The following is a 19,474-nucleotide window of genomic DNA, read 5'->3' as shown; positions in this document are numbered from 1 at the left end:
ATGAAGCCTGTTCGTATCTATCTCGAATTGTGCAGAGTCAGCAATCTGCCGACGATCTGGATCAACACCCTGGCCGCATGTCTGCTGTCGGGCAACTGGCAGCTGAAGAAGATATTCCTGCTACTGCTCGCCTTTTCATTAATGTACTGCGGCGGCATGGCCATGAACGACTGGCTTGATGCCGATATGGATCGTCAGACACGACCCGACCGGCCGATCCCGTCCGGCAGGATCAGTGCAGACGAGGCCAGGATCTGCTGGCTATCCCTCTTTGCCGTGTCACTTTGCCTTTTTTTTGCGGCCGGGGGCTATATCGCCTTCTGCGCCGCCGTAATCCTGCTGCTCTTCATCACAACCTACAACCTGGGGCATGGTTTTTCACCCCTTGCCGCCATCCCCATGGCCGGTTGCCGCTTCATGATCTATATGATCAGCGGCATTGTCTGCGCCGGAAAGCCGAACCTTGTGCTCGTACTTCTGGCTGCGGTGCAGTTCGGCTACATTCTTTACCTCACCATCAAGGCCCGGCGGGAAAAAGAAAACGGTCAGATCTTATCCAAAATTCCCCTTTTTCTTGCCGGAGTGCCTCTCGTTGATGGTGTCGCCATGGCCCTCACCATGGGTATCGTTTGGCTTCTGGCCGGTTTTGCCGGGGGCATTGCCACCCTGGCCGCCCAGGCGAAAATAAGGGGCGACTAGACTGAGAACCGGACAACAGCCGCAACAGCTTGAAATGGCGTCCGTTGCTGCCATACTGTTCATATAAAATATTCCTAAGGAGACTGGTCATGGAAAAAGCGATGTTCTGCAGACAGTGCGAACAGGCGGCCCAGGGAGTGGGTTGCGAGGTGATGGGCAATTGCGGCAAGAATCCCCAGGTCGCCGCCCTGCTGGACCTGATGATCCATGGACTCGAAGGGGTCGCAGTCTATGCCCACCGGGCGCGGGAATTGGGGGCGAAGGACCCGGAAGTGGACCGGTTCATGCTCGATGGTCTTTTCACCAGGGTTACCAATGTGAACTTTGACCCGGAAGATATTGCCGGCCGCCTGCGGCGATGTTACCAGATGAAGGAACAGGCGCGGTCCTTGTTCGAGAAGGCTTACCAGGAACGGAAAGGGAGAAGCCTCCGGAGTTCCATAGCGGGCCTGCGGCATGGCAGCCTGCGGGAGATACGGCAGGGCTGATCACCCAGGGCCGGCAATACGGGGTCTTGACCTGGCACCAGGACCCGGATACGCTGTCGGCCCTGGAGCTGGTCCTCTACGGTCTGCTAGGTATGGGGGCGTTTGCCTGGCACGCGGCCGAACTGGGCAAGGAAGATGATGAAATCTATGCCTTTATCCACCGGGCCCTGTCGGCTGCGGCTGATCGCCGGACCACCCTTCAGGATTTTGTGCCGCTTGCGCTGGAATGCGGCAAGATGAACCTCCGCACCATGGAGCTCCTTTACCAGGGGCATGCCGAGCGTCTTGCCGATCCGGAGCCGATGAAGGTAAATCTGGGAACCCGTGGCGGCAAGGGAATCGTCGTTTCAGGGCACGACCTGCCCATGCTGGAAGAGATCCTGAAACAGAGCGAGGGAAAGGGGATCAATGTCTACACCCACGGCGAGATGTTACCGGCCAACGGTTACCCGGGGCTGAGAAAATACTCCCATTTCGCCGGCCACTTCGGCACCGCCTGGCAGAACCAGACCAGGGAACTCCCTGATTTCCCCGGTGCGATCATCTTCAATACCAACTGCATCCAGCGCCCCGACCCCTCCTATACCGACCGGCTTTTCACCTGGGGAGAGGTGGCCTTGCCCGGCATTACCCATCTGGAGGGGTTCGATTTTTCGCCGGTGATAGAAAAAGCCATGCAGCTTCCCGACCTGCCGGAAAAGCCGGGACAGGAGATCCTGGTCGGCTTCGGCCATGAGGCGGTTTTCAAGGTGGCCGGGGCAGTGGTGGACGCGGTAAAAACAGGTGCTATCCGCCGCTTTTTCCTCATCGGTGGCTGCGATGGGGCCAAGCCGGGACGCAACTACTTCACCGAGCTGGCACAACAGGTGCCCAAGGACTGTGTGATTCTGACCCTTGCCTGCGGCAAGAACCGTTTCAACCGGCTGGAATTCGGCGATATTGGCGGCATTCCCAGACTGCTGGACGTGGGGCAGTGCAACGACGCCTATTCGGCCATCCGCATCGCCCTTGCCCTGGCCGAGGCCTTTGAATGCGGGGTCAATGAACTGCCGCTGTCCATGATCCTCTCCTGGTACGAGCAGAAGGCGCACGTCATCCTCCTGACTCTTCTCCATCTGGGGATTAAGGGCATCCGGCTCGGCCCCTCCCTGCCCGCGTACGTTTCTCCGGGGGTACTGGATTTCCTCGTCCAGAACTATGATCTGGGGCCGACCACCACTGCCGAAAACGACCTGCGGCAGGCCCTTGGCGCATAGTGAAAAAATAGGGGGCAGTCCTTTCCTCGATTGAATTTTGCGTTATTATTTAATGCATTGCCATGATTATAAAAACAGGAGGGACTGATGAAACATCCATATGCTAAAGTTGCGGCTGCCATCGCTGTTGTACTGGCGCTGGCGGCTACCTCTGTTGCGGCGCCGGCGGTCTTCCACGTGGATCGGGAATTTTACCCGTTCTATCCGTCGCTTATCAAGTGGAACAAGTCGCCGGCGGAGTTTACTCCACCGGCCGACTGCGGCGGCTGCCATGAAAAACAGTTCCGGGAGTGGAACGGCTCCGTGCACCAGCTTGCCTTCCTTGACCCGGTCTACCAGGGGGAGCTGAACAAGGCGGTCAAGGCGGTGGGGCATGAGGTTACCCGCCAGTGCGAGGGTTGCCACTCCGCGGCGGGCATGGTAACCGGCGAAATTAAAGGGCCGGGACTGGCCGGCTTGAGCCCCATGGCCCTGGGGGGCGTCTCCTGCGATATCTGCCATTCCATCAGCGACACTACCCACTGGCAGACCCCATCCCATGAGCCTGAAAACGGCTCGATGATCCTCAGTCCCGGTCTTTCCGGCAAGGAGGGAACCGATCTCGTCAAGCGCGGACCGTGGAAGCCTTCTGCCGATTGCGGCGGTGGCTTCCACAAATGCGAAGAGTCTTCGCTGCACCAGCAAGCCGACCTCTGTGCCTCCTGCCACCAGGTCTACCATTACGATGCCCATTTTCCCCTGGAAGCCACCTACCTGGAGTGGAAACATGGCCCCTATGCCCAAAAGTCAATCCTCTGCCAGGACTGCCACATGGTGGATACCGCCACCTTCAAACGCACGGCCGATGAATTCAGAAAGCCGGAAAGGGGTGAATACCACCACTACTTCAATGGCGCCAATTATCTCCTCTATTATCTGGCCGGGGCTGCGGCCGAGAGAACGGGTGACAGGGAGCTGGTCGCATCCCTGAAGGAAAAATACCAGATGGCGGTGGAGCATCTGAAGAGTGCCGCAGCACTGGAGATGACGCCGGTTTACCGGGCAGGGCAGCTCAGTGAGCTGAAGGTCAGGGTAAAGAATATCCGCGCCGGACACAACCTGCCCACCTCCCTGACCAACGTGCGGCAGATGTGGCTGGAGATAACGGCAAAAGACGAGAAGGGCAAGGTGGTATTGGCCAGCGGCGCCGTTCAGAAGGCCGGCGCCTTGCCGGAAAACACCCGCATCTTCAATTCGGACGGTATGGGAAAGGACTTCCATTTTGCCGTGGATCCATGGGTGGTAACGGCCTTTTCCCGCCACGATACCATTCCTCCCCACGGCTACAAGGACGTTTTCTACGGCATGAACGGGGCGAAGGGGGCGAAGAAGGTAACGGTGGAGGTAAAGCTGCGCTATCGCCAGGCTGATCAGAAGGTGGCGGAGTCGCTTCTGGCCGCGGTGCCCAAGGACATGAATCTGAAGGAGATTTACGGCCTGGAGAAGGTGCCGCAGCTGCCGGTGGTAGATATGATCATGGAGCGACAGACCTTCCAGGTAAGGAAATAGGGTTACAGCTGCTCGATGAGCTCTATCCCGCGGTGCTCCACTTCAATCAGCTCGATTACCACCTCGTGGCCCGAAGATTTCAGTTGCAGCCCTCTGACCTTGACCGGAAAGGCACTGCTGACCTGCCAGGCGGCAATTTTCTGATGGGAATCGTTGTGGAGAATGATGCTGATGGTGCGACGCTCGATGGTCTGAGGTTTGACACTGCACAGCCACTTGTAAAGATCGGTGCCGAAAGTGAGCATGCCGCCTGATAGAACCAGGTTAGCCGTCTGCAGTTTCAGCTTTTCCCGATCGTGGAGGGCCAGGTCTTCCTGGTCAAGGGTAACCTGCGAAAATCCGGCAAAGATACCATGGCTCTCCACAAGGTATCTGAATTGGGAAAACGGCATTTCACCATCCATATGATTGCTCTCCTCGGGTAACGGGTAATGATTAAATTAAGATAATCTTATCATAAATGTCTGGCAAATCAGCTGCACATATGGGAAAAAGAGGAACTTAAAGGTATCGGTAGTGCTGAAGTAACAAGTTATCAGTGACTATTGTTGTGATGAAAGGAGGAAACAATGAAACGAGCTGTTTTGATCATTCTGCTGTTGTCCATTGGTGTACTGTCTGCGGTTGCGTTTGCCGCAACGCCGAAAAATCCGGGTCCCGAGATCATCAACCTGAAAATGGGGGTGATGATACTGCCTTTTTCCCACAGGAAGCACCAGCAGGATCTGAACAATGAATGCTTTCACTGCCACCCGAAAAAAACCGGCGGTAAGATCGACAACTGGAACAAGGAAACTGCCCACCAAATCTGCATCAGCTGTCATGATCTGGAAGAAAAAGGACCAGTGGAATGCAAGCAGTGCCATAAGAAATAATTGCTCGGACTGGCTGAGCTAGTAGTTAGATAACATTGCAAGAGGCTGCCCGTTACCGGCAGCCTCTTTTTTTATGCCTGATCGACAATTGCCGCCCAGTCAGGGGGCAACTTGGTTTCTATCTCTCCCAAGATGTCGGCCCCCTCCTCGCTTTCCTTGACACAGTGGAAAACACGCCCCACCAGATCCCTGGCTTGCTGCCAGTCCAGGTGCATTTGTTCCGCCACGGCGGAGAAGAAATCGTCGATGGACAGCTGGACCGGCGCCTGCTGCTGGCCGCGCAAGGTGGCGAAATCCAGCTCCGGGGGGAGGATGTTGGTCAGTTCCCTGGCCCAGTCTTCGTCAATCTTGCTCGCCAGGACCCCGAGAACGGTCTTGATGGCGGAGTCAGCAGCTTTTTCATCATTGATGAAGGGAAGTTCCATAACCTGATTCATGTAGCTGCGATAGTCCATTGGTGCCTCCTTTTAAGGTTATTCCAGCTGGTAGACCTGCAGAATCCTGCGGAACGACGGGGACGAAAGTGAGACTTCAGGCAGATACTCGCCGATCAATTCCCTGCTCCAGTGCTGGCCGGTACGGCGATGCTCCTCCCCGGTGGTGAAACGGTAGCGGTAATAGAGCGCCCGCACCTTAAGCGGGGGCTTGTCAGGGAACGGGTTCTTCTTCAATAGTCCCAGCACTTGCCGGTCCCCCTGAAGAAGCTTGGCCAGGAAATGAATAAACCACAGCGGCCGGGACCGGGAAGGCATGGCCGCAAACCACATCAGCCAGTCGAGACGCAGATGGTAGGGGGCGATGAGCGGCGGTATCCCCTGCGGGTCCCCCGGTTTGCCGCGGAATTCATACTCCACCCAGCCGCTCGCAGTGCCGGGTGCGTTATCGGCCGTTCCCTCGACAACGATTTCGTAACGCTCACGGGTAATGCTGCCAAAGGCGCCATAGGTGTTAACCAGATGGAAGGGGTCAAAGCTGGTGTTCATGATCTGGGCCGGTGAGATCATGTTCAGCACCGGCTGGATGCTGCGGATTGCCACCAGAATCGCAACTCCCCAGCAGGCGGCATCGAACAGCGGCGGTGGCGGTGCAAGAGGTGGAACCTCCAGCGCAGGAATGGAAGCTGGCCGGTGGTGACAGTGGAAAAGCAGAGGATGAAGGCAAGCCAGTTGAGCCAGGCAAAATTACCGCTGACGATGATGAAAAAGAGAAAGGCGGCAGAGACGGCGCCGCCCGTCACTGCCAGCGGTTGGGGAGCGAAGTAGAGACAGGGCATGATCAGTTCGGCCAGATGATTGAAGGCAACTCCCCATCGCCGCAGCACGGCAGGGAGGAGATGGAAAAAACGGCTGACGGGGTTCGGCATGGGCTGGGTTTCGAAGTGGTAGTCCAGGCAGCTCAGGTCACGCCAGCATGGGTCACCGCGCATCTTGATCAGCCCGGCGCCGAACATGACACGAAACAGGACCCAGCGGTAGAGCCAGATGATGACAATGGGCGCTCAACGCCGACCGGTCCGAGAAAGATGGCGAGGAAACCGCATTCAAGAAGGAGAGATTCCCAGCCGAAGGCGTAGAAATCCTGACCGATATTGACATAGGACAGATAGATGGCCCAGAGCAGAAACCAGACGATCATTGATACAGGTGTTCCATATGCCTCGGAGAGGCCGGTCATTGCCGCAAGGGAGAGACCGGTGCCAAGCCAGGCAAAGAGTTGGAAGGCCCGGTCAGAGGGAAACAGGTAAAAGATGCTGGGGGCGGAACGGAACGGTACCAGCTGCATGTAGTGGGTAGCCGGTAACAGCCCCTTCTGGCCGCACAACGGCCGGAACTGGTTGAGTGCCACCAGAAAGCCCATCAGATAAATCAAGCCCAGACCCCGTTGCAGCAAGAGCCTAGGCAACCAGTATTCCGAGGATTCCATGGAAACCTCCGGAAGGCACAGCCGGGAGAAAATCGGTAATCAGGCTGCTGTTTTACCAGACCGATATCAGGCAAGCAGAGGTCTCGCTGCACCCGGCCTGTTCCAGAACATCTTCGATGAATTTATGGTAGTCCATTTCATCCTTCCTTACGTTCGATTTTCCCTTGGCCTATTAAAAAAGCATAACATAGCCGTGATGACGGTCAACGGCCGGCAAGGCCGGGAATCAGGTCCCCGGTGACAATAATCACATATTAAAGGGGTTCTTTGTCGGTATCCTGAAGCAACGGTAAAACCGCTACAGTGCAAGGAGACGACAAATGTTGAAAAAAATGACACACATGGTTTTCCCCATGATCCTCATGCTGCAGGCCTGCTTATTCACATATGCCCATGCCGATGCCTCTGCCGCCGTTGTGCCTGAAAGAAGGGAAAACGGTATGCTGTATAAAGCAAACTGCGCCATCTGCCATGGACAGGCCAAACGTGGCCAAGCCAGCTCGCTGATCGAGAATGCCATCAGGAAAAACACCGGAGGAATGGGCTCGCTCAGGTTTCTGACCCAGGAGCAGATACGGACCATAGCTGATTTCTGATTACCGAAGGCTTGATTGATAAAAAAATTTAATTAGATATAATCCTCTTAGAATTCGCACTTCCAAGGGGATTTTTTTATGCGCCGAGATTGGCTGAAATTGCCACTCCCCATCATCATCCTGGTGCAACTGCTAGCCATTGACGGTCAGTGTGAAAGCCTTCCCCAAGAACTCAACCTTTCCCGCATGGATGCCATAAAAATGGCCATGACCAGCAACATCGAGGTTCATAACGAATCTCTTTCCTCATTCATGGCAGAACTTGATTCCATCCGCAGCCGCAGCATTTACAACCCGCTACTGACACTTTCCGCAAACAGCGGCATAAATGCTTCACCGGGAGAGCCTTTTCGAACCAGAAACACCCAGACCACCATCGGACTTTCCCAGAACCTTCCCACTGGCGGGAGTGTTTCCGTTTCCACCCAGACCGGTTACACTACCGCCGAATCGGAAGACCCGGAATTGACCAGCAGGGACTGGCAGACATCTCTGGGGCTTAACCTGAGTCAGCCGCTGTTACGCAATGCAGGCAGGGAAACGAACGAATTTTCCATTTTTGCTGCCGACAGCAATCTACAGGATGCCGTGGAGAGGTTTCGCTCCATCATTATCGATACGGTTCACGCCGTCGTCACGTCCTACAACCGTCTTTACACCCTGCGTCGGATTCTGGAGACGCGCAAGGCTGCCCTTGCTTCTGCTGAAATGTTGCTTGAAGGTGTCAGGCAGAAGGTAACCCCGGAAACACCACTGGCCATGGAGGTGGCAGATGCCGATTTTGCCGTTGTTCAGCGTCGCAAGGAGCTGGTGGAGGCGGAACGCAATGTAAGGACCATGAGGCAGGCTTCCGTTATCTTATCGGTCAGGAAGGGAAAGCCACCATAATCCCCGTTGATCCACCCTCCCGTGAGGAGCCGCAGGAGACGGAGGAACAGGCTGTAGTGGCTGCACTCGATCTACGTCCCGAACTGCTGCAGTTACAAATTTCATATAATGTGGCGCAGGTGCAGGAGCGCATCGCAAGGCGGCAGGCGTGGCCCGAACTTTCCCTGACCGGCAGCGGCGGACTTAACGGCACTGGTGAGACGATGAGCAAAAACTGGAAGGAGATCATTGACGGCAGAAGACGATTTTGGACCGTCGGCATGCAGTTCAGCTATCCCATCGGCAATACGGCAGCCGTCAATGATTACCGCAGGAGCAAGATCAGGACCGAACAGTTGCTAAACCAGATCAGGTCGCTCAGCTGGAGGATCCGCAATGAGGTAGAGTCGGACATGCGGGCGTTGATTTCTGCCCGATTGCAGGTGCGGATGGCCGACATGTCCTTGAGGATAGCGGAGAAGCGTCTTGAAGAATACCGCAGGAACAATCAGGCCGGTACAAGCACAGTTCAGGATGTGATCAATGCGCAAAACGATCTGACCTTTGCCAGAAATTCACAGGTGGATGCGGTGGAAACCTTTGCCGGCGCGGTGTCAAGGCTCTGGAGGGACATGGGCACGCTTTTAGATCATCACGGCATTAAAATAGATGCTGAGCATGTTGGGAAAATAGCAAGAAAGGCAGCCCTGAAAGAGGAATCGACGCGGGAGGGGCTGGGCCTGCAACTACCCGACCTGGAATGGGCCATGGAAGCCTTCAGGGCCAAATGATAATCAGGCTAACATGACAAAACCCGAAACCCAAATACCATCCCAAGCGGGATCCATATGGGCAGAGCCAGGCCGGGCATGTTTCAGTCCCAGCAGGAGGATGTCCTGATTATGGCCGCCATGGTTCTCGTCTACCTGCTGGTAGCACTCCATAATCTGGGCAGCTTCAAGGTGCCTGCCACCGTCTGGCAACCCTTGCGGAAGGGAGAATCACTGGTCCTTGATCTGGGGCGTGTGGTTCCCGTTTCCAGGATCTATTATTACTGCGGTATCAACGACAAGCGATTTCAGCAGCCAAGCTTTTCCCTTGATTATGAAACAAAGGGCATATTCCGCCCCTTGGCCCATTTCGAAAAGAATGACTGCAATATCTGGAAGTTCCAGGACGCAGGTGTTACGACCTCCCGACTGCGAATAGTAGCGGATACTGCCGGCGGCGCCCTGAATGAACTGGTCGTTCTGGAAAAGGGAGCGCAGGTCCCGCTGGCCGGGGTGAGGATTTCGGCTCTTAACTCCGCCGGCACTGAACCGCAGCATCTGCTGGATGAGCAGTCTACCTTCGAAGCTGGCCCCTCATTTATCAACGGGTTCTACTTCGATGAGGTATACCACGGCAGGACGGCCTACGAGCATCTGCAGCGGATGGAGCCTTACGAGAACACCCACCCCCCCCTGGGAAAACTGTTCATTGCTTCAGGCATAGCAGTTTTCGGCATGAACTCTTTCGGCTGGCGCATGGCAGGAACCCTGTTCGGTGCGGCACTGCTGCCGGTCATGTATCTTTTCGGCAGAAAGCTGTTCGGCAGGTCTTTTTTCGCTTTCTGCGCCGCTTTTCTGATGATGGTGGACTTCATGCACTTCACCCAGTCGAGGATCGCACTTATCGACATTTTCGGCGTCTTCTTCATCACCGCGATGTATTATTTCATCTATGATTTCTACGTGAACAGCTGCCCCGTGGCCCCCATGAAAAAGAGCGCGGTCCCGTTGATCCTGGGCGGGGTCTGCTTCGGACTCGGCGCAGCATCCAAGTGGATCGCCATCTATGCCGGGGCAGGGCTGGCCCTGCTGGTGGCCCTGCAGCTCTTCCGCAGTTTCAGGAATTATCGGGGAGAGCTCGGAACGCGACGCTTTTTCTGGTGTTACCTGTTGCCTGTCATCTGTCTCTGCCTGTTTTCCTTCCTGGTAATCCCGGCAATCATCTACCTTCTGTCCTACCTTCCCTATCTGATGGTTGAGGGGGAATCCCACGGGTTCATGGACATACTGCGAAATCAGCTGGACATGTTCGACTACCACAGCGGCTTAAGGCCACCCACCCGTTTTCTTCCCCCTGGTGGAGCTGGCCGCTGGATCTTCAGCCGGTCTGGTTTTACACCGCGTCCGGTCTTCTTCCCGGCCGGACCTCGACCATTGCATCTTTCGGTAATCCCGCCATCTGGTGGACCGGTCTACCGGCAGTCATAGCCGCTGTCATCATTGCCGCCAGGAAGCGGGAGCGGCGGATGGCCGTCATCTTTACCGCCTTCGCCTTTCAGTATCTGCCGTGGATGTTCGTCACGCGGCTGACATTCATTTACCACTTCTTTTCAGCAGTGCCGTTCATGATCCTGTGTCAGGTATATGTAATCCAGCAGGCCATGGAGAGGTGGCCCAAGGCACGGTGGGCGGTCAGTGGCTATTTGACCGTTGCCGGACTGCTGTTCATAATCTTCTACCAGCTGTCGGGAATGGAAGTCTCAACGGACTATATCGACAGGCTGAGATGGCTCAAAAGCTGGATATTCTAAGGACCGGAGGTCACTATGTCTGAAGCGACAAAGTTCTCAATCGTGGTGCCGGTGTTTAACGAAGAGAAAGTCCTTCCCGAGACCTACCGGCGGCTCCATGAGGTGATGGAGGGGCTGAACGAACCTACGAGATCATATTCGTCAACGATGGCAGTTCCGACCGCACCATGTTCATACTCGACACTATCTGCGAGCAGGATCGGCACATCAGGATTATCGACTTCGCCAAGAATTTCGGCCACCAGACTGCCATCACCGCAGGGATGGACTATGCGGACGGCGACGCGGTAGTGGTCATCGATGCCGACCTTCAGGACCCGCCGGAACTGATACCGCAGATGATCGACCGCTGGCGGGAGGGGTATGACGTGGTCTACGGCAAGCGGAAAGAACGCAAGGGGGAAACCCTGTTCAAAAGGTTCTCGGCAGCCCTCTTTTATCGGCTGATGCGCAAGATGACCGATGTGGATATCCCCGTGGATACCGGCGACTTCAGGCTGATCGACCGCAGGGTCTGTGACGCCCTCAAATCCATCAAGGAGAGAAACCGCTATATCAGGGGCATCATCAGCTGGCTCGGTTTCAGGCAGATCGGCGTGGAATTTTCCCGCGAGGAGCGCTTTGCCGGCGAGACCAAGTACCCCATGAAGAAAATGCTCAAGTTCGCCTTCGACGCCATTACCTCCTTTTCCTTCAAGCCGCTGAAACTTTCATCATACCTGGGGATGTCCCTGTCGTTTTTCAGCTTCATCTACCTGATGGTGGTGGTCTACCAGAAGTTCTTTACCGACCGGACCGTTGCCGGTTGGGCCTCCAGCATGGTCATCAGCCTTTTTTTCAACGGCATCGTGCTGATGATGCTGGGCATTGCCGGTGAGTACATCGGCAGGATCTATGACGAGACCAAGGGAAGACCCCTCTACGTGGTGCGTCGGGTGAGGAACTTCGCCATGGAGAAGGATTGCCGGGGAAGGTAAACCTCCGTCATTCCGGCAGCAATCGACCTTCCTGGTCCGACCAGCTTCCGGCTATGCATCGCAACATGTAAAGAAACAGCAGCAGGTTAGCCATGGAAGTGCCAAGCAACAGTGGATCATTCCCCGGTATATGGGTAATCCCTCGGGTGCTGGCAATCAGCACATGGGCCACATTAATGTAGTGAGTGATGCTGAAACCGGTGAAGATGACGAGCAGCTGCATGCTCCCCGCATAAAGAGCAGCCAGGAGGGCAAAGATCAGCACCGGAAACAGATAACGTTCGTGCATCCTGGCGGAAAAGATGAAAACGGCGGCAATGATGAACATGCCCATCAGGTACAACCTTGTTTCTTCGCTGGCGCAGAAATAGACTCTGAAAGCGAAAAGGGTTGCCAGGACGATAAAGAAAGTGCCCCAGCTCCGATAAGGGAAAAACAGCCAGGAGGCTGTTTCATTCGTGAAATTCGCTCCGCTCAGGGCGAACAGGTTGTAGGCATTCACCGTTGCATACGGATAAGAGGTCAGGGTAGCCCTGTAATGACTGAAGATCCACAGGTCCCTTCTTCCAGGGCGAAAGGCGCCACGCCCACCATGAATACCAAACCGCCTGCCGCAGCAGCCACTAATATCCGGGTCCACATCCTGTTGACCGGCTGCAGGAGCAGCCGGTCAATGGCCGAAGCGAGCAGCAGAGGGGTAAAGATAAGCGCCTGCGGTTTGATCAGCAGCGCGACGACGAACCAGCTGACGGAGGAAGCAAGGTGGTTTCCGGTGAGGAAGAAGATGGAGAGCACGATGAAGAGGGTAAAAACCGCATCCACCTGTCCCCATACCGCCGAATCGAGGATCACTGCCGGATTGAAGCCGTACATGAGGGCAACGGCAAGAGCCGCTTTTTTGCCGAAACGCAGATTTGCCAACCGGTAAAGCAGAAATGTGGTGAGCATGTCGGCAATGATCGCCGGCAGTTTGATAAGTGCCAGAAAACCTGAACCTCCATCGGGCAGGACCAGCAGTTCCTTTAGTTTGCCGATGAGAAACAGCACGTACATGTAGCCCGGCGGATAATCGGCAAAGAACCCCCCGGAATAGAATCCGGACAGATTTTCGGCAGCTCGCACTGCCCAGGCCTGAAAGGTATGCACGTCGTTCCTATAGCCTTCCATGGAGGCGGCCAGGAGCAGTCTGATCACCAGCATAGTTGCCATGGCGAGCCAGACAAGCCATGGTCTCGGTTTACCGTCCTGCGTGCCGCTGACAAGGAAGGCGTATTTCCCGCCGATGCTCATACCGAGGGCAAACAGTACTGGAACCAGCCCGAGCAGGAGAAGCGATGCCATTTTATCACCTCATGGGTCAATGGGCTTGGTCTCGGGCCTGAAGACCAGCTGCCTGCTGCCGAAGAAGCTAAGCAGCATTGTCAGAATGGTTGCGGCGATCTTTGATGTCAGGAGAGAAAAGTGCAGCGTGGAGTGGAGCAGATAGACGAGCAGCACTGATATTCCCAGGGCGGTCAGGCTGACCATGGCAAATCGTAGCATTTCTGCTGATTTGATGCCTGTCATGCCGAAGGTCCAGTATTTGTTGAAAAAATAGCTGTTGGCAATGCCGCAGCTGTATGAGCAGGTCTGGGCCAGCAGGTAAGGCATGCCCAGCATGTCCAGGAGAAAGAACAGGCTGAAATCCACTGTCGTATTGAGGATCCCGACCAGGTTGAAGCGGGTCAATTGCCTCACTAATGTTGACAGTGTCCCAGGCTGCCTGCTTAAGCTTAAGAATGCTTTCCCACCGTGTGCGCCCATTTTTAAACTATACCGCAACTTGGAAATGATACTATTTTAACATTTGTATTGAGAGCCACCCTTGACATGGAGTTGCCCGTCAGTAGAATGCATAGTATGGGTATATTCTAATTTTACCTGCAACTGGGGAAGCCGACGACAATCGGAAGCACGGCGCTACGGGGCCTACTAAAAAAAGGAGGTACACGGCATGCTGAGACTGAAGAAAACCCTGGCGATCCTGATATGCATGAGCTTCCTGCAATCAGGAGCAATGGCGGTGGCCAATGATGATGAAGATCGAGGTAAAGCTACAGGTGGCAGCACCTATGACCGTGATCGTGACAATGACCGGGACAATGACCGGGAGCGGGATGATGACCGTGACCGAGACAGGGACAGGGATAAGAAAAAGGACCGACGTCATAGACCCCGTATGTCTCCGACACCAAGCCCAATGCCGGCGGTAAGCCCGACACCAAAACCGAGTCCGACGCCAACACCGACGCCAACGGCAACACCGACACCTAAACCAAGCCCGACACCAACGGCAACACCGACACCGACACCTAAACCAAGCCCGACACCAACTCCGACTCCAACGGCTACACCGACACCTAAACCAACTCCAACCCCAACCCCAACTCCAGCCGCCTCCGGTGCAACCCTTTACCAGACCTACTGCTCGGGTTGCCATGGTTCCCCGACAGGGAAAGGGTGGAGTGCAAGCGCTATCCAGTCGGCCATAAACAACAACAGGGGTGGAATGGGCTTCCTTTCCACATTGACATCAAGTCAAATCCAGGCGATTTCAACTGTAACCAAGTAAGAGTATTCGGGGAAAGCAACGGGGCTCCTGCCAGAGCCCCGTTTTTTGTTCGTTGCAACTGCAGGTCTATGTCCATCAGCTCTTTCCTGCTGCCTTGATCTCGAAGATGCGAACCAGACCCGGGGTCAGTTTTACCCTTTCCAGCGTTTTGCCGTTATATGACCTGAACGGCAACGGCGAGCCGTCCAGGGCATATTCCACGACCGCCGATCCCGGCCGGGGATGGAGCCGCAACGTCGGTTCTCCCTTCTTGTCCCAGACAAAGAGGACCTGGCTTCCATCGGGCCTGACGAAGAGGTGGCTGTACAGTTCCACCTTTTTCCCGCCGGTAACCTCAACCTTCAGTTCCCGGTCGGCTACGGTCAAGTTGCCCACATCGAGCAGGCCGATCAGGCGTTTGATGGTGAAGAACGCCATTTTTCGCGTCCTGTCGGGACGGCTGATACCCAGGTAATAGTTTTCCCCCCCGCCGATGACCGTTTCGGACTGTTTGCGCTCCTTGATCTGATAGATACCCAGATGTTCCACCCGGGGGGAAGCCAGGAATGTGGCGAAGGCCCTTGCCCACCAGTTGGCCTGATCGGGTTCACTTTTCCCCGGCGTGTTGGCGAAGCCGGCCTCATTGATCCAGATCGGCTTTCTGCCGCAGTACTGGTCGGCCCAGGGGATGAAGGTGCCCTGGAAATGATTGGGGTAACCCTGGTCCAGATAGTTTTCCAGCACGATGTGCTTTTCCGTCCAGGTCTCAGGATAGGCATGGAAGGGGAGGATGTGGAAGCTGTCGCCGCTGCCGTACTCGTCACAGGCTGCTTTGACCCAGTCGGCGTCGGGGTAGACCATGCCGCCAAAGATAACCGGCTTGGTCCGGTCGCTGCTGCGTATGGCCTCAGCCCCCTTCTGCAGTACCTGGTTATACTGCTCCGCCGTGCCGTCCCACCATTGCCGCACGTTTTCCTCATTGTAAATTTCGTAGGAGAGGATGTTCTTCTGGCCGGACAGGGCACCGGTAAGGCGTGAAACGAAATTGCTCCAGTCCTGGAGTCGGGCCGGAGGGTCGTTCCAGGCTTCCTTGTCGGTTCCTCCCCCTGCGGCCCATGGAGCGGTATAACCGATGTAGGGGCGCAGGCTCATGCCATGTTGCGCTGCGAGCTCGACAAACTGGCGCAGCCACTTGAAATCGTACTGCCCCTGAGCAGGTTCGTAATCGCCCCAGGCCAGGCTTCCCCTCCAGGTGGTCAGCCCCAGTTCCTTCATCAGCCTGAAGTCCTTTGCCACCTCCTCCAGATCTTCCCCCTTGATGTAATCCTGCAGGATGCTGAATGAAACCGGCTTGGTGAATGCTTGAGCGGCGCCGGCAGCAGTAGTGCTTCCACCACCGGCAGTGCATGGGCGCCCATGGGGTGGTGACAGCAGGCGCTGGAGAACAGCAGAAACAATGAGACTACAACAGTCGTCACTTTTTGCATCTCATCACCTCGGCATTTTATTGGAACCAATAAATTAAAGTATAGCAGAGACCGCCGGTTGCGCTGACGGTTACTGCCAGCGGCGTGATGCTGCTCACTTCCTTCGTGGAGGGAATGCTGCAGACTGTCGGCTATGAAAACTATGATGCTTAAGACGAAAGACAGGATCTTCGCCAAGGTGGCCGGCTTGGCCGGGCTGGATGGAGAGAAATTGACCCAGATGCGGCGTGCCCTCGGCTTTGTTGCACCCCATCGCCGGACCGTCGCCACCATCCTGGCCATAATGCCGATTATCGCCGCCCTTGGCGCCCTGGAACCGCTAATCTACAAGCTGGTCTTCGACCGCCTGGCAGGGAACAAAGGGCTTGCCAGCGTGCTTTTGGCGGTAGTGGCCATTATGCTGGCGGCGCTGACCAGGGAAGGGTTCAACGCCATTTCCAACCGTCTCAGCTGGAAAGTGCGACTGGCAGTGAATTATCAGCTCCTCGATGCCGTGACGAGCCGCCTGCACTCGCTGCCCCTTTCCTACCATCGTGGTGAGACGGTAGGCGGCCTGATGACCAGGCTCAATCACGGCATCAACGGCTTCGTCGCCGCCGTTGCCGAGATCACCTTCAACATCCTGCCGGGGTTGATGTACCTGGCCATTTCGGTTGTGGTGATGATCCGCCTGGACTGGCGGCTGTCACTGGTGGTAATCCTCTTTGCGCCCCTCCCTGCCCTGATCGGCGTCTTTGCCTCCAAAGAGCAGACCGCCCGGGAAAGCTCGCTGCTCTATCGGTGGGGAGTCGTCTTCTCCCGCTTCAACGAGGTCTTGGCAGGGATCGTAACCGTCAAGAGCTTTGCCATGGAGGAAGCGGAACGGAAACGATTCATGGGCGACGTGTCCGAAGCCCACGGTATCGTCAGGAGAGGGGTGGCCACCGACACCAAGATAGGGGCAACCCAGAACCTGGTGGTGATGCTGGCCAAGGCAAGTTCCATCGGCTGTGCCGTTTATCTCATCTCCCGGGGTGAAACGACCGTGGGAACATTAATGGCCTTCCTCGGCTATCAGGGTGGGTTGTTCGGCCCGGTCAACAGTCTGACCACCATCTACCAGACCCTGCGCAAGGCGACCATCTCCTTCGACATCGTCTTTTCCATCCTCGATGCCGAAGACCAGCTCCAGGACGTGCCCCATGCGGTGGCGGTGCAGCAGGTGAAGGGGGAAGTGGTCTTCCGCAACGTCGACTTTGCCTACAACGAGGACCGGACCATCCTCAGCAACATTGATCTCCATGTTCGGCCAGGTGAGACGGTGGCCATCGTCGGCCCGAGCGGCTCGGGAAAGACTACCCTCATCTCGCTGCTGCAGCGCTTCTACGATCCCACCTCCGGCTCAATCAAGCTGGACGGGGTGGATCTGCGCTTCCTGCAGCAGCGGTCGCTCAGGCAGCAGATCGGCGTCGTCCTCCAGGACGCCCTGGTCTTCAACGACACCATCCGCAACAATATCACCTACGGCAGGCCCGATGCCGGCCAGGAGGAGATCGAAGCGGCGGCGGTGGCGGCCAATGCCCACAAGTTCATCTGCCAGCTCCCAGGCGGCTACGACTTCGTCGTCGGCGAACGGGGGAGCCGGATCTCCGTCGGAGAACGCCAGCGGATCAGCATCGCTCGGGCGCTGTTGAAGAACCCCTCCCTGCTCATCCTTGACGAGGCCACTTCGGCACTGGACGCCGAATCGGAAGTCCTGGTGCAGGAGGCACTGGACCGGCTCATCAGGGGTCGAACCAGCTTCATCATCGCCCACCGCCTCTCCACCATCGTCGGCGCGACCGGATCCTGGTCTTGAAAGACGGCCATATCATCGAGTCCGATACCCATCAAGCACTCATGGAGAAGGGGGGCTATTATGCCTCACTGGTGGAATGCCAATCGAGGGGGTTGCTGCTGGCAAGCTAAGAAAACTGCAAAACATTCGTAAAAAACAAATAATTAGCCTCTAATTTTTCATTACTTTAAAACCTCATAAAAATATCTTGCTAATTAGAAGATGTACTGTTAAAAAAGTGCCGCTAGTCATCTGCTACTAAGTCAAATCCGTGACAGTAGCAATTTCCTTCCTGGCGTGACGCTTGGAAATTACAATTAGAGGAGGAGTTATGAGATTGAAGGGGGCAGCAGCAGTATTAATGATTGTAGCGAGTATGTCACTCCCTGTGGAGAGTTTGGCAGTGATTGGGCCAAACCAGGTAGTGTCGAGCAGCATCAGGCCGGCAGATGGTACAAGTGGTCAGGATGTCACAGTTGGTACTGGTATAAAGAGAGGGCATATTCAGGATGCAGCTGTAACAGGTTCGAAGATTGCCGATGGCGCCGTTACGGATACAAAAATCACGGGACCCATCTCGGCAAGTAAGATTCAGGATGGCGTTTTTCAAAAGAAAACAGGCAACGTAATCACAGTCGCCAAAACAGGAGGGGATTTTACTGCACTGCTGCCGGCACTCCAGTCCATAACCGACGCCAGTGAAACTAACCCGTATATTATCAAGATTATGCCGGGTGTATACGACCTGGATCTTGCTGCCGCTACGATCGTCGTGAATCCTTTTGTCACCATAGAAGGTTCGGGTGAAAATGCAACATTCCTGGTAGCTAACTCTGGCTGGGGAGACATGTCCCTAACCAATGCGGAGATACGGGGGCTTACGATCAACATCCCAAGTGGTCACATAAGAATCTGGGGAAGCCGGTCGCTCTTCAGAAACGTAACTGTAAATTCTACTGATAAATTCGAGTATCACGCGTTGTGGCTTTATGGAGATGGTTTTACATTCGACAGAGTTCTGGCAAAAGGTGGGTTGTACAATGCGGGCAACCTGGTCGTGGACAATTCCAGGATCGAAGGTACACCCAAATTAGTTGATTGGACCGGCGGCATCTTCAACGAGGGAAATGCCACCCTCACCGTTCGAAATACTGTAATCGACGTTACCGATAGCAACACGCTTACCCATTATGGTATCAGACTGAACTATGGCAGCGGTAATGTCGTCATCTCGAATTCCTCGATAAATGTAAACGTCCCATCTAACGGCTATGGCGTAATTGCCGTAAACGGTAACATCCAGATCTCTTCATCGCAAATCAAAGTCCCACAAGGAATTGCCGGATTGCAGAGTATAGAAGCTTCAGTTTTCGTTGATAATTCAGAGATCACTGGAATGAGGTCCGCAATTTCTGGAGGAGGATCATTTAAAATAGGATCGACCAAAGTGAATGGACCATTCGATCTTCAAGGTCTTACCGCCACCTTTAAATGCATCAACTCATACGATGGTGATTACAACCAACTGGTATGCCCATAGCGGATTTACATTTTAGGGACAACCCGGATAGCAGAGGAAGAGGGGGCGGACTTATCTTTTCATGCATGGATGAAATATAATAAGAGCGGCCCCAATTCTCCCCCAGTTTCGCTTCGAGTTCTACAACCGGTTAAACCCCTTTTGCACGCATCGGCAGAATAACCTGAAAAGCCGTTGGTCACGAAATTCTGATCAGCGGCTTTTTCGGGAAGCTGGGGGGACGCGGGGGAA

21 protein-coding genes and 2 pseudogenes are annotated in these 19,474 nt (G+C 55.3%); 14 read left to right on the top strand and 9 right to left on the bottom strand.

Going from position 1 to position 19,474, the window contains the following annotated elements; all coding sequences use genetic code 11:
- The 4 genes and pseudogenes from JCM15764_RS13895 to JCM15764_RS13885 all read left to right on the top strand — a co-directional run bounded on the left by JCM15764_RS13895 (position 1) and on the right by JCM15764_RS13885 (position 3,991).
- A complete protein-coding gene (locus JCM15764_RS13895) occupies positions 1 to 699 on the top strand; it encodes a UbiA family prenyltransferase (RefSeq protein ID WP_054696736.1) in 699 nt (232 codons plus the stop codon).
- An 89-nt stretch (positions 700 to 788) separates the two neighbouring features.
- A pseudogene (locus JCM15764_RS29940) lies at positions 789 to 1,043 on the top strand (hydroxylamine reductase); the annotation flags it as partial.
- Between the two features lie 14 nt (positions 1,044 to 1,057).
- Complete coding sequence (gene hcp, locus JCM15764_RS13890; protein WP_243689018.1) at positions 1,058 to 2,443, top strand: hydroxylamine reductase; 1,386 nt, start codon at positions 1,058 to 1,060, stop codon at positions 2,441 to 2,443.
- A gap of 87 nt (positions 2,444 to 2,530) precedes the next feature.
- A complete protein-coding gene (locus tag JCM15764_RS13885; RefSeq protein ID WP_054696733.1) occupies positions 2,531 to 3,991 on the top strand; it encodes a multiheme c-type cytochrome in 1,461 nt (486 codons plus the stop codon).
- Between the two features lie 2 nt (positions 3,992 to 3,993).
- Here the strand turns inward: JCM15764_RS13885 and JCM15764_RS13880 are convergent, their stop codons facing one another.
- Positions 3,994 to 4,395 carry a phage tail protein gene (locus tag JCM15764_RS13880; protein WP_054696730.1) on the bottom strand — a complete coding sequence of 134 codons (402 nt, stop codon included), beginning with the start codon at positions 4,393 to 4,395 and terminating at the stop codon, positions 3,994 to 3,996.
- Positions 4,396 to 4,560: 165 nt separating this feature from the next.
- Between JCM15764_RS13880 and JCM15764_RS13875 the strand changes: the two genes are divergently transcribed.
- Positions 4,561 to 4,866, top strand: a complete 306-nt coding sequence (locus JCM15764_RS13875; protein WP_054696727.1) for a cytochrome c3 family protein — start codon at positions 4,561 to 4,563, stop codon at positions 4,864 to 4,866.
- Between the two features lie 71 nt (positions 4,867 to 4,937).
- On the opposite strand, the gene JCM15764_RS13870 is transcribed toward JCM15764_RS13875, so the two are convergent.
- From JCM15764_RS13870 to JCM15764_RS29930, 3 genes and pseudogenes are all read right to left on the bottom strand, one after another.
- On the bottom strand, positions 4,938 to 5,321 hold the full coding sequence (locus JCM15764_RS13870; RefSeq protein WP_054696724.1) for a DUF2267 domain-containing protein: 384 nt from the start codon (positions 5,319 to 5,321) through the stop codon (positions 4,938 to 4,940).
- Between the two features lie 18 nt (positions 5,322 to 5,339).
- On the bottom strand, positions 5,340 to 5,903 hold the full coding sequence (locus JCM15764_RS29935; RefSeq protein WP_243689017.1) for a lipase maturation factor family protein: 564 nt from the start codon (positions 5,901 to 5,903) through the stop codon (positions 5,340 to 5,342).
- Positions 5,873 to 6,723: pseudogene (locus JCM15764_RS29930) on the bottom strand (lipase maturation factor family protein). Before JCM15764_RS29930 ends, JCM15764_RS29935 begins: the two are co-directional and overlap by 31 nt.
- Positions 6,724 to 7,109: 386 nt before the next feature.
- Here JCM15764_RS29930 and JCM15764_RS13855 point away from each other — a divergent pair.
- The 6 genes from JCM15764_RS13855 to JCM15764_RS13835 all read left to right on the top strand — a co-directional run bounded on the left by JCM15764_RS13855 (position 7,110) and on the right by JCM15764_RS13835 (position 11,810).
- Positions 7,110 to 7,385, top strand: coding sequence for a c-type cytochrome (locus tag JCM15764_RS13855; RefSeq protein WP_054696719.1), 276 nt, complete (start codon positions 7,110 to 7,112; stop codon positions 7,383 to 7,385).
- A gap of 78 nt (positions 7,386 to 7,463) precedes the next feature.
- Entirely contained in the window at positions 7,464 to 8,273 is an 810-nt protein-coding gene (locus JCM15764_RS23830) for a TolC family protein (RefSeq protein ID WP_243689014.1), read from the top strand.
- Positions 8,274 to 8,329: 56 nt separating this feature from the next.
- Complete coding sequence (locus JCM15764_RS23825; protein WP_243689013.1) at positions 8,330 to 9,043, top strand: TolC family protein; 714 nt, start codon at positions 8,330 to 8,332, stop codon at positions 9,041 to 9,043.
- A 57-nt stretch (positions 9,044 to 9,100) separates the two neighbouring features.
- Complete coding sequence (locus JCM15764_RS13845; protein WP_054696716.1) at positions 9,101 to 10,510, top strand: phospholipid carrier-dependent glycosyltransferase; 1,410 nt, start codon at positions 9,101 to 9,103, stop codon at positions 10,508 to 10,510.
- Complete coding sequence (locus JCM15764_RS23820) at positions 10,393 to 10,833, top strand: dolichyl-phosphate-mannose--protein mannosyltransferase (protein ID WP_243689042.1); 441 nt, start codon at positions 10,393 to 10,395, stop codon at positions 10,831 to 10,833. Before JCM15764_RS13845 ends, JCM15764_RS23820 begins: the two co-directional genes overlap by 118 nt.
- A gap of 167 nt (positions 10,834 to 11,000) precedes the next feature.
- A complete protein-coding gene (locus JCM15764_RS13835; RefSeq protein WP_243689012.1) occupies positions 11,001 to 11,810 on the top strand; it encodes a glycosyltransferase family 2 protein in 810 nt (269 codons plus the stop codon).
- Positions 11,811 to 11,817: 7 nt separating this feature from the next.
- On the opposite strand, the gene JCM15764_RS13830 is transcribed toward JCM15764_RS13835, so the two are convergent.
- From JCM15764_RS13830 to JCM15764_RS13820, 3 genes are read right to left on the bottom strand one after another with little or no spacing between them, the layout of a single operon-like run.
- A complete protein-coding gene (locus JCM15764_RS13830; RefSeq protein ID WP_054696702.1) occupies positions 11,818 to 12,312 on the bottom strand; it encodes a hypothetical protein in 495 nt (164 codons plus the stop codon).
- A gap of 20 nt (positions 12,313 to 12,332) precedes the next feature.
- Positions 12,333 to 13,151 (bottom strand): glycosyltransferase family 39 protein, encoded by an 819-nt coding sequence (locus JCM15764_RS13825; protein ID WP_054696699.1) that lies wholly within the window; start codon positions 13,149 to 13,151, stop codon positions 12,333 to 12,335.
- A 9-nt stretch (positions 13,152 to 13,160) separates the two neighbouring features.
- The gene (locus JCM15764_RS13820) at positions 13,161 to 13,538 is read right to left on the bottom strand and encodes a GtrA family protein (RefSeq protein ID WP_054696695.1); all 378 of its coding nucleotides are present in this window, start codon (positions 13,536 to 13,538) and stop codon (positions 13,161 to 13,163) included.
- A gap of 265 nt (positions 13,539 to 13,803) precedes the next feature.
- Between JCM15764_RS13820 and JCM15764_RS23815 the strand changes: the two genes are divergently transcribed.
- On the top strand, positions 13,804 to 14,421 hold the full coding sequence (locus tag JCM15764_RS23815) for a c-type cytochrome (RefSeq protein ID WP_243689011.1): 618 nt from the start codon (positions 13,804 to 13,806) through the stop codon (positions 14,419 to 14,421).
- A gap of 75 nt (positions 14,422 to 14,496) precedes the next feature.
- Here JCM15764_RS23815 and JCM15764_RS13810 read toward each other — a convergent pair whose 3' ends face one another.
- A complete protein-coding gene (locus JCM15764_RS13810; RefSeq protein WP_054696684.1) occupies positions 14,497 to 15,696 on the bottom strand; it encodes a beta-galactosidase in 1,200 nt (399 codons plus the stop codon).
- Positions 15,675 to 15,887, bottom strand: a complete 213-nt coding sequence (locus JCM15764_RS23810) for a hypothetical protein (protein ID WP_243689010.1) — start codon at positions 15,885 to 15,887, stop codon at positions 15,675 to 15,677. The genes JCM15764_RS13810 and JCM15764_RS23810 overlap by 22 nt, the downstream gene beginning before the upstream one ends.
- A gap of 133 nt (positions 15,888 to 16,020) precedes the next feature.
- Here JCM15764_RS23810 and JCM15764_RS13805 point away from each other — a divergent pair, with 133 nt between their 5' ends.
- A complete protein-coding gene (locus JCM15764_RS13805; RefSeq protein WP_243689009.1) occupies positions 16,021 to 17,724 on the top strand; it encodes an ABC transporter ATP-binding protein in 1,704 nt (567 codons plus the stop codon).
- 310 nt (positions 17,725 to 18,034) lie between these two features.
- Positions 18,035 to 19,243 (top strand): right-handed parallel beta-helix repeat-containing protein, encoded by a 1,209-nt coding sequence (locus JCM15764_RS13800; protein ID WP_054696681.1) that lies wholly within the window; start codon positions 18,035 to 18,037, stop codon positions 19,241 to 19,243.
- Positions 19,244 to 19,474 lie beyond the last annotated feature (231 nt).

The organism is Geotalea toluenoxydans JCM 15764 (assembly GCF_001311985.1).
Taxonomy (GTDB): domain Bacteria; phylum Desulfobacterota; class Desulfuromonadia; order Geobacterales; family Geobacteraceae; genus Geotalea; species Geotalea toluenoxydans.
Note: the sequence above shows the minus strand (reverse complement) of the source record. Positions and strands in the feature narration are given on the sequence as shown.

What these genes read in the sequence shown, in the direction of transcription:
- JCM15764_RS13895 (WP_054696736.1), top strand. Translation starts at nt 1, where the DNA reads ATGAAGCCTGTTCGTATCTATCTCGAATTGTGCAGAGTCAGCAATCTG.
- hcp (WP_243689018.1), top strand. Translation starts at nt 1,058, where the DNA reads ATGTTACCAGATGAAGGAACAGGCGCGGTCCTTGTTCGAGAAGGCTTA.
- JCM15764_RS13885 (WP_054696733.1), top strand. Translation starts at nt 2,531, where the DNA reads ATGAAACATCCATATGCTAAAGTTGCGGCTGCCATCGCTGTTGTACTG.
- JCM15764_RS13880 (WP_054696730.1), bottom strand. Translation starts at nt 4,395, where the DNA reads ATGGATGGTGAAATGCCGTTTTCCCAATTCAGATACCTTGTGGAGAGC.
- JCM15764_RS13875 (WP_054696727.1), top strand. Translation starts at nt 4,561, where the DNA reads ATGAAACGAGCTGTTTTGATCATTCTGCTGTTGTCCATTGGTGTACTG.
- JCM15764_RS13870 (WP_054696724.1), bottom strand. Translation starts at nt 5,321, where the DNA reads ATGGACTATCGCAGCTACATGAATCAGGTTATGGAACTTCCCTTCATC.
- JCM15764_RS13855 (WP_054696719.1), top strand. Translation starts at nt 7,110, where the DNA reads ATGTTGAAAAAAATGACACACATGGTTTTCCCCATGATCCTCATGCTG.
- JCM15764_RS23830 (WP_243689014.1), top strand. Translation starts at nt 7,464, where the DNA reads ATGCGCCGAGATTGGCTGAAATTGCCACTCCCCATCATCATCCTGGTG.
- JCM15764_RS13845 (WP_054696716.1), top strand. Translation starts at nt 9,101, where the DNA reads ATGGGCAGAGCCAGGCCGGGCATGTTTCAGTCCCAGCAGGAGGATGTC.
- JCM15764_RS13835 (WP_243689012.1), top strand. Translation starts at nt 11,001, where the DNA reads ATGTTCATACTCGACACTATCTGCGAGCAGGATCGGCACATCAGGATT.
- JCM15764_RS13825 (WP_054696699.1), bottom strand. Translation starts at nt 13,151, where the DNA reads ATGGCATCGCTTCTCCTGCTCGGGCTGGTTCCAGTACTGTTTGCCCTC.
- JCM15764_RS23815 (WP_243689011.1), top strand. Translation starts at nt 13,804, where the DNA reads ATGCTGAGACTGAAGAAAACCCTGGCGATCCTGATATGCATGAGCTTC.
- JCM15764_RS23810 (WP_243689010.1), bottom strand. Translation starts at nt 15,887, where the DNA reads ATGCAAAAAGTGACGACTGTTGTAGTCTCATTGTTTCTGCTGTTCTCC.
- JCM15764_RS13805 (WP_243689009.1), top strand. Translation starts at nt 16,021, where the DNA reads ATGAAAACTATGATGCTTAAGACGAAAGACAGGATCTTCGCCAAGGTG.
- JCM15764_RS13800 (WP_054696681.1), top strand. Translation starts at nt 18,035, where the DNA reads ATGAGATTGAAGGGGGCAGCAGCAGTATTAATGATTGTAGCGAGTATG.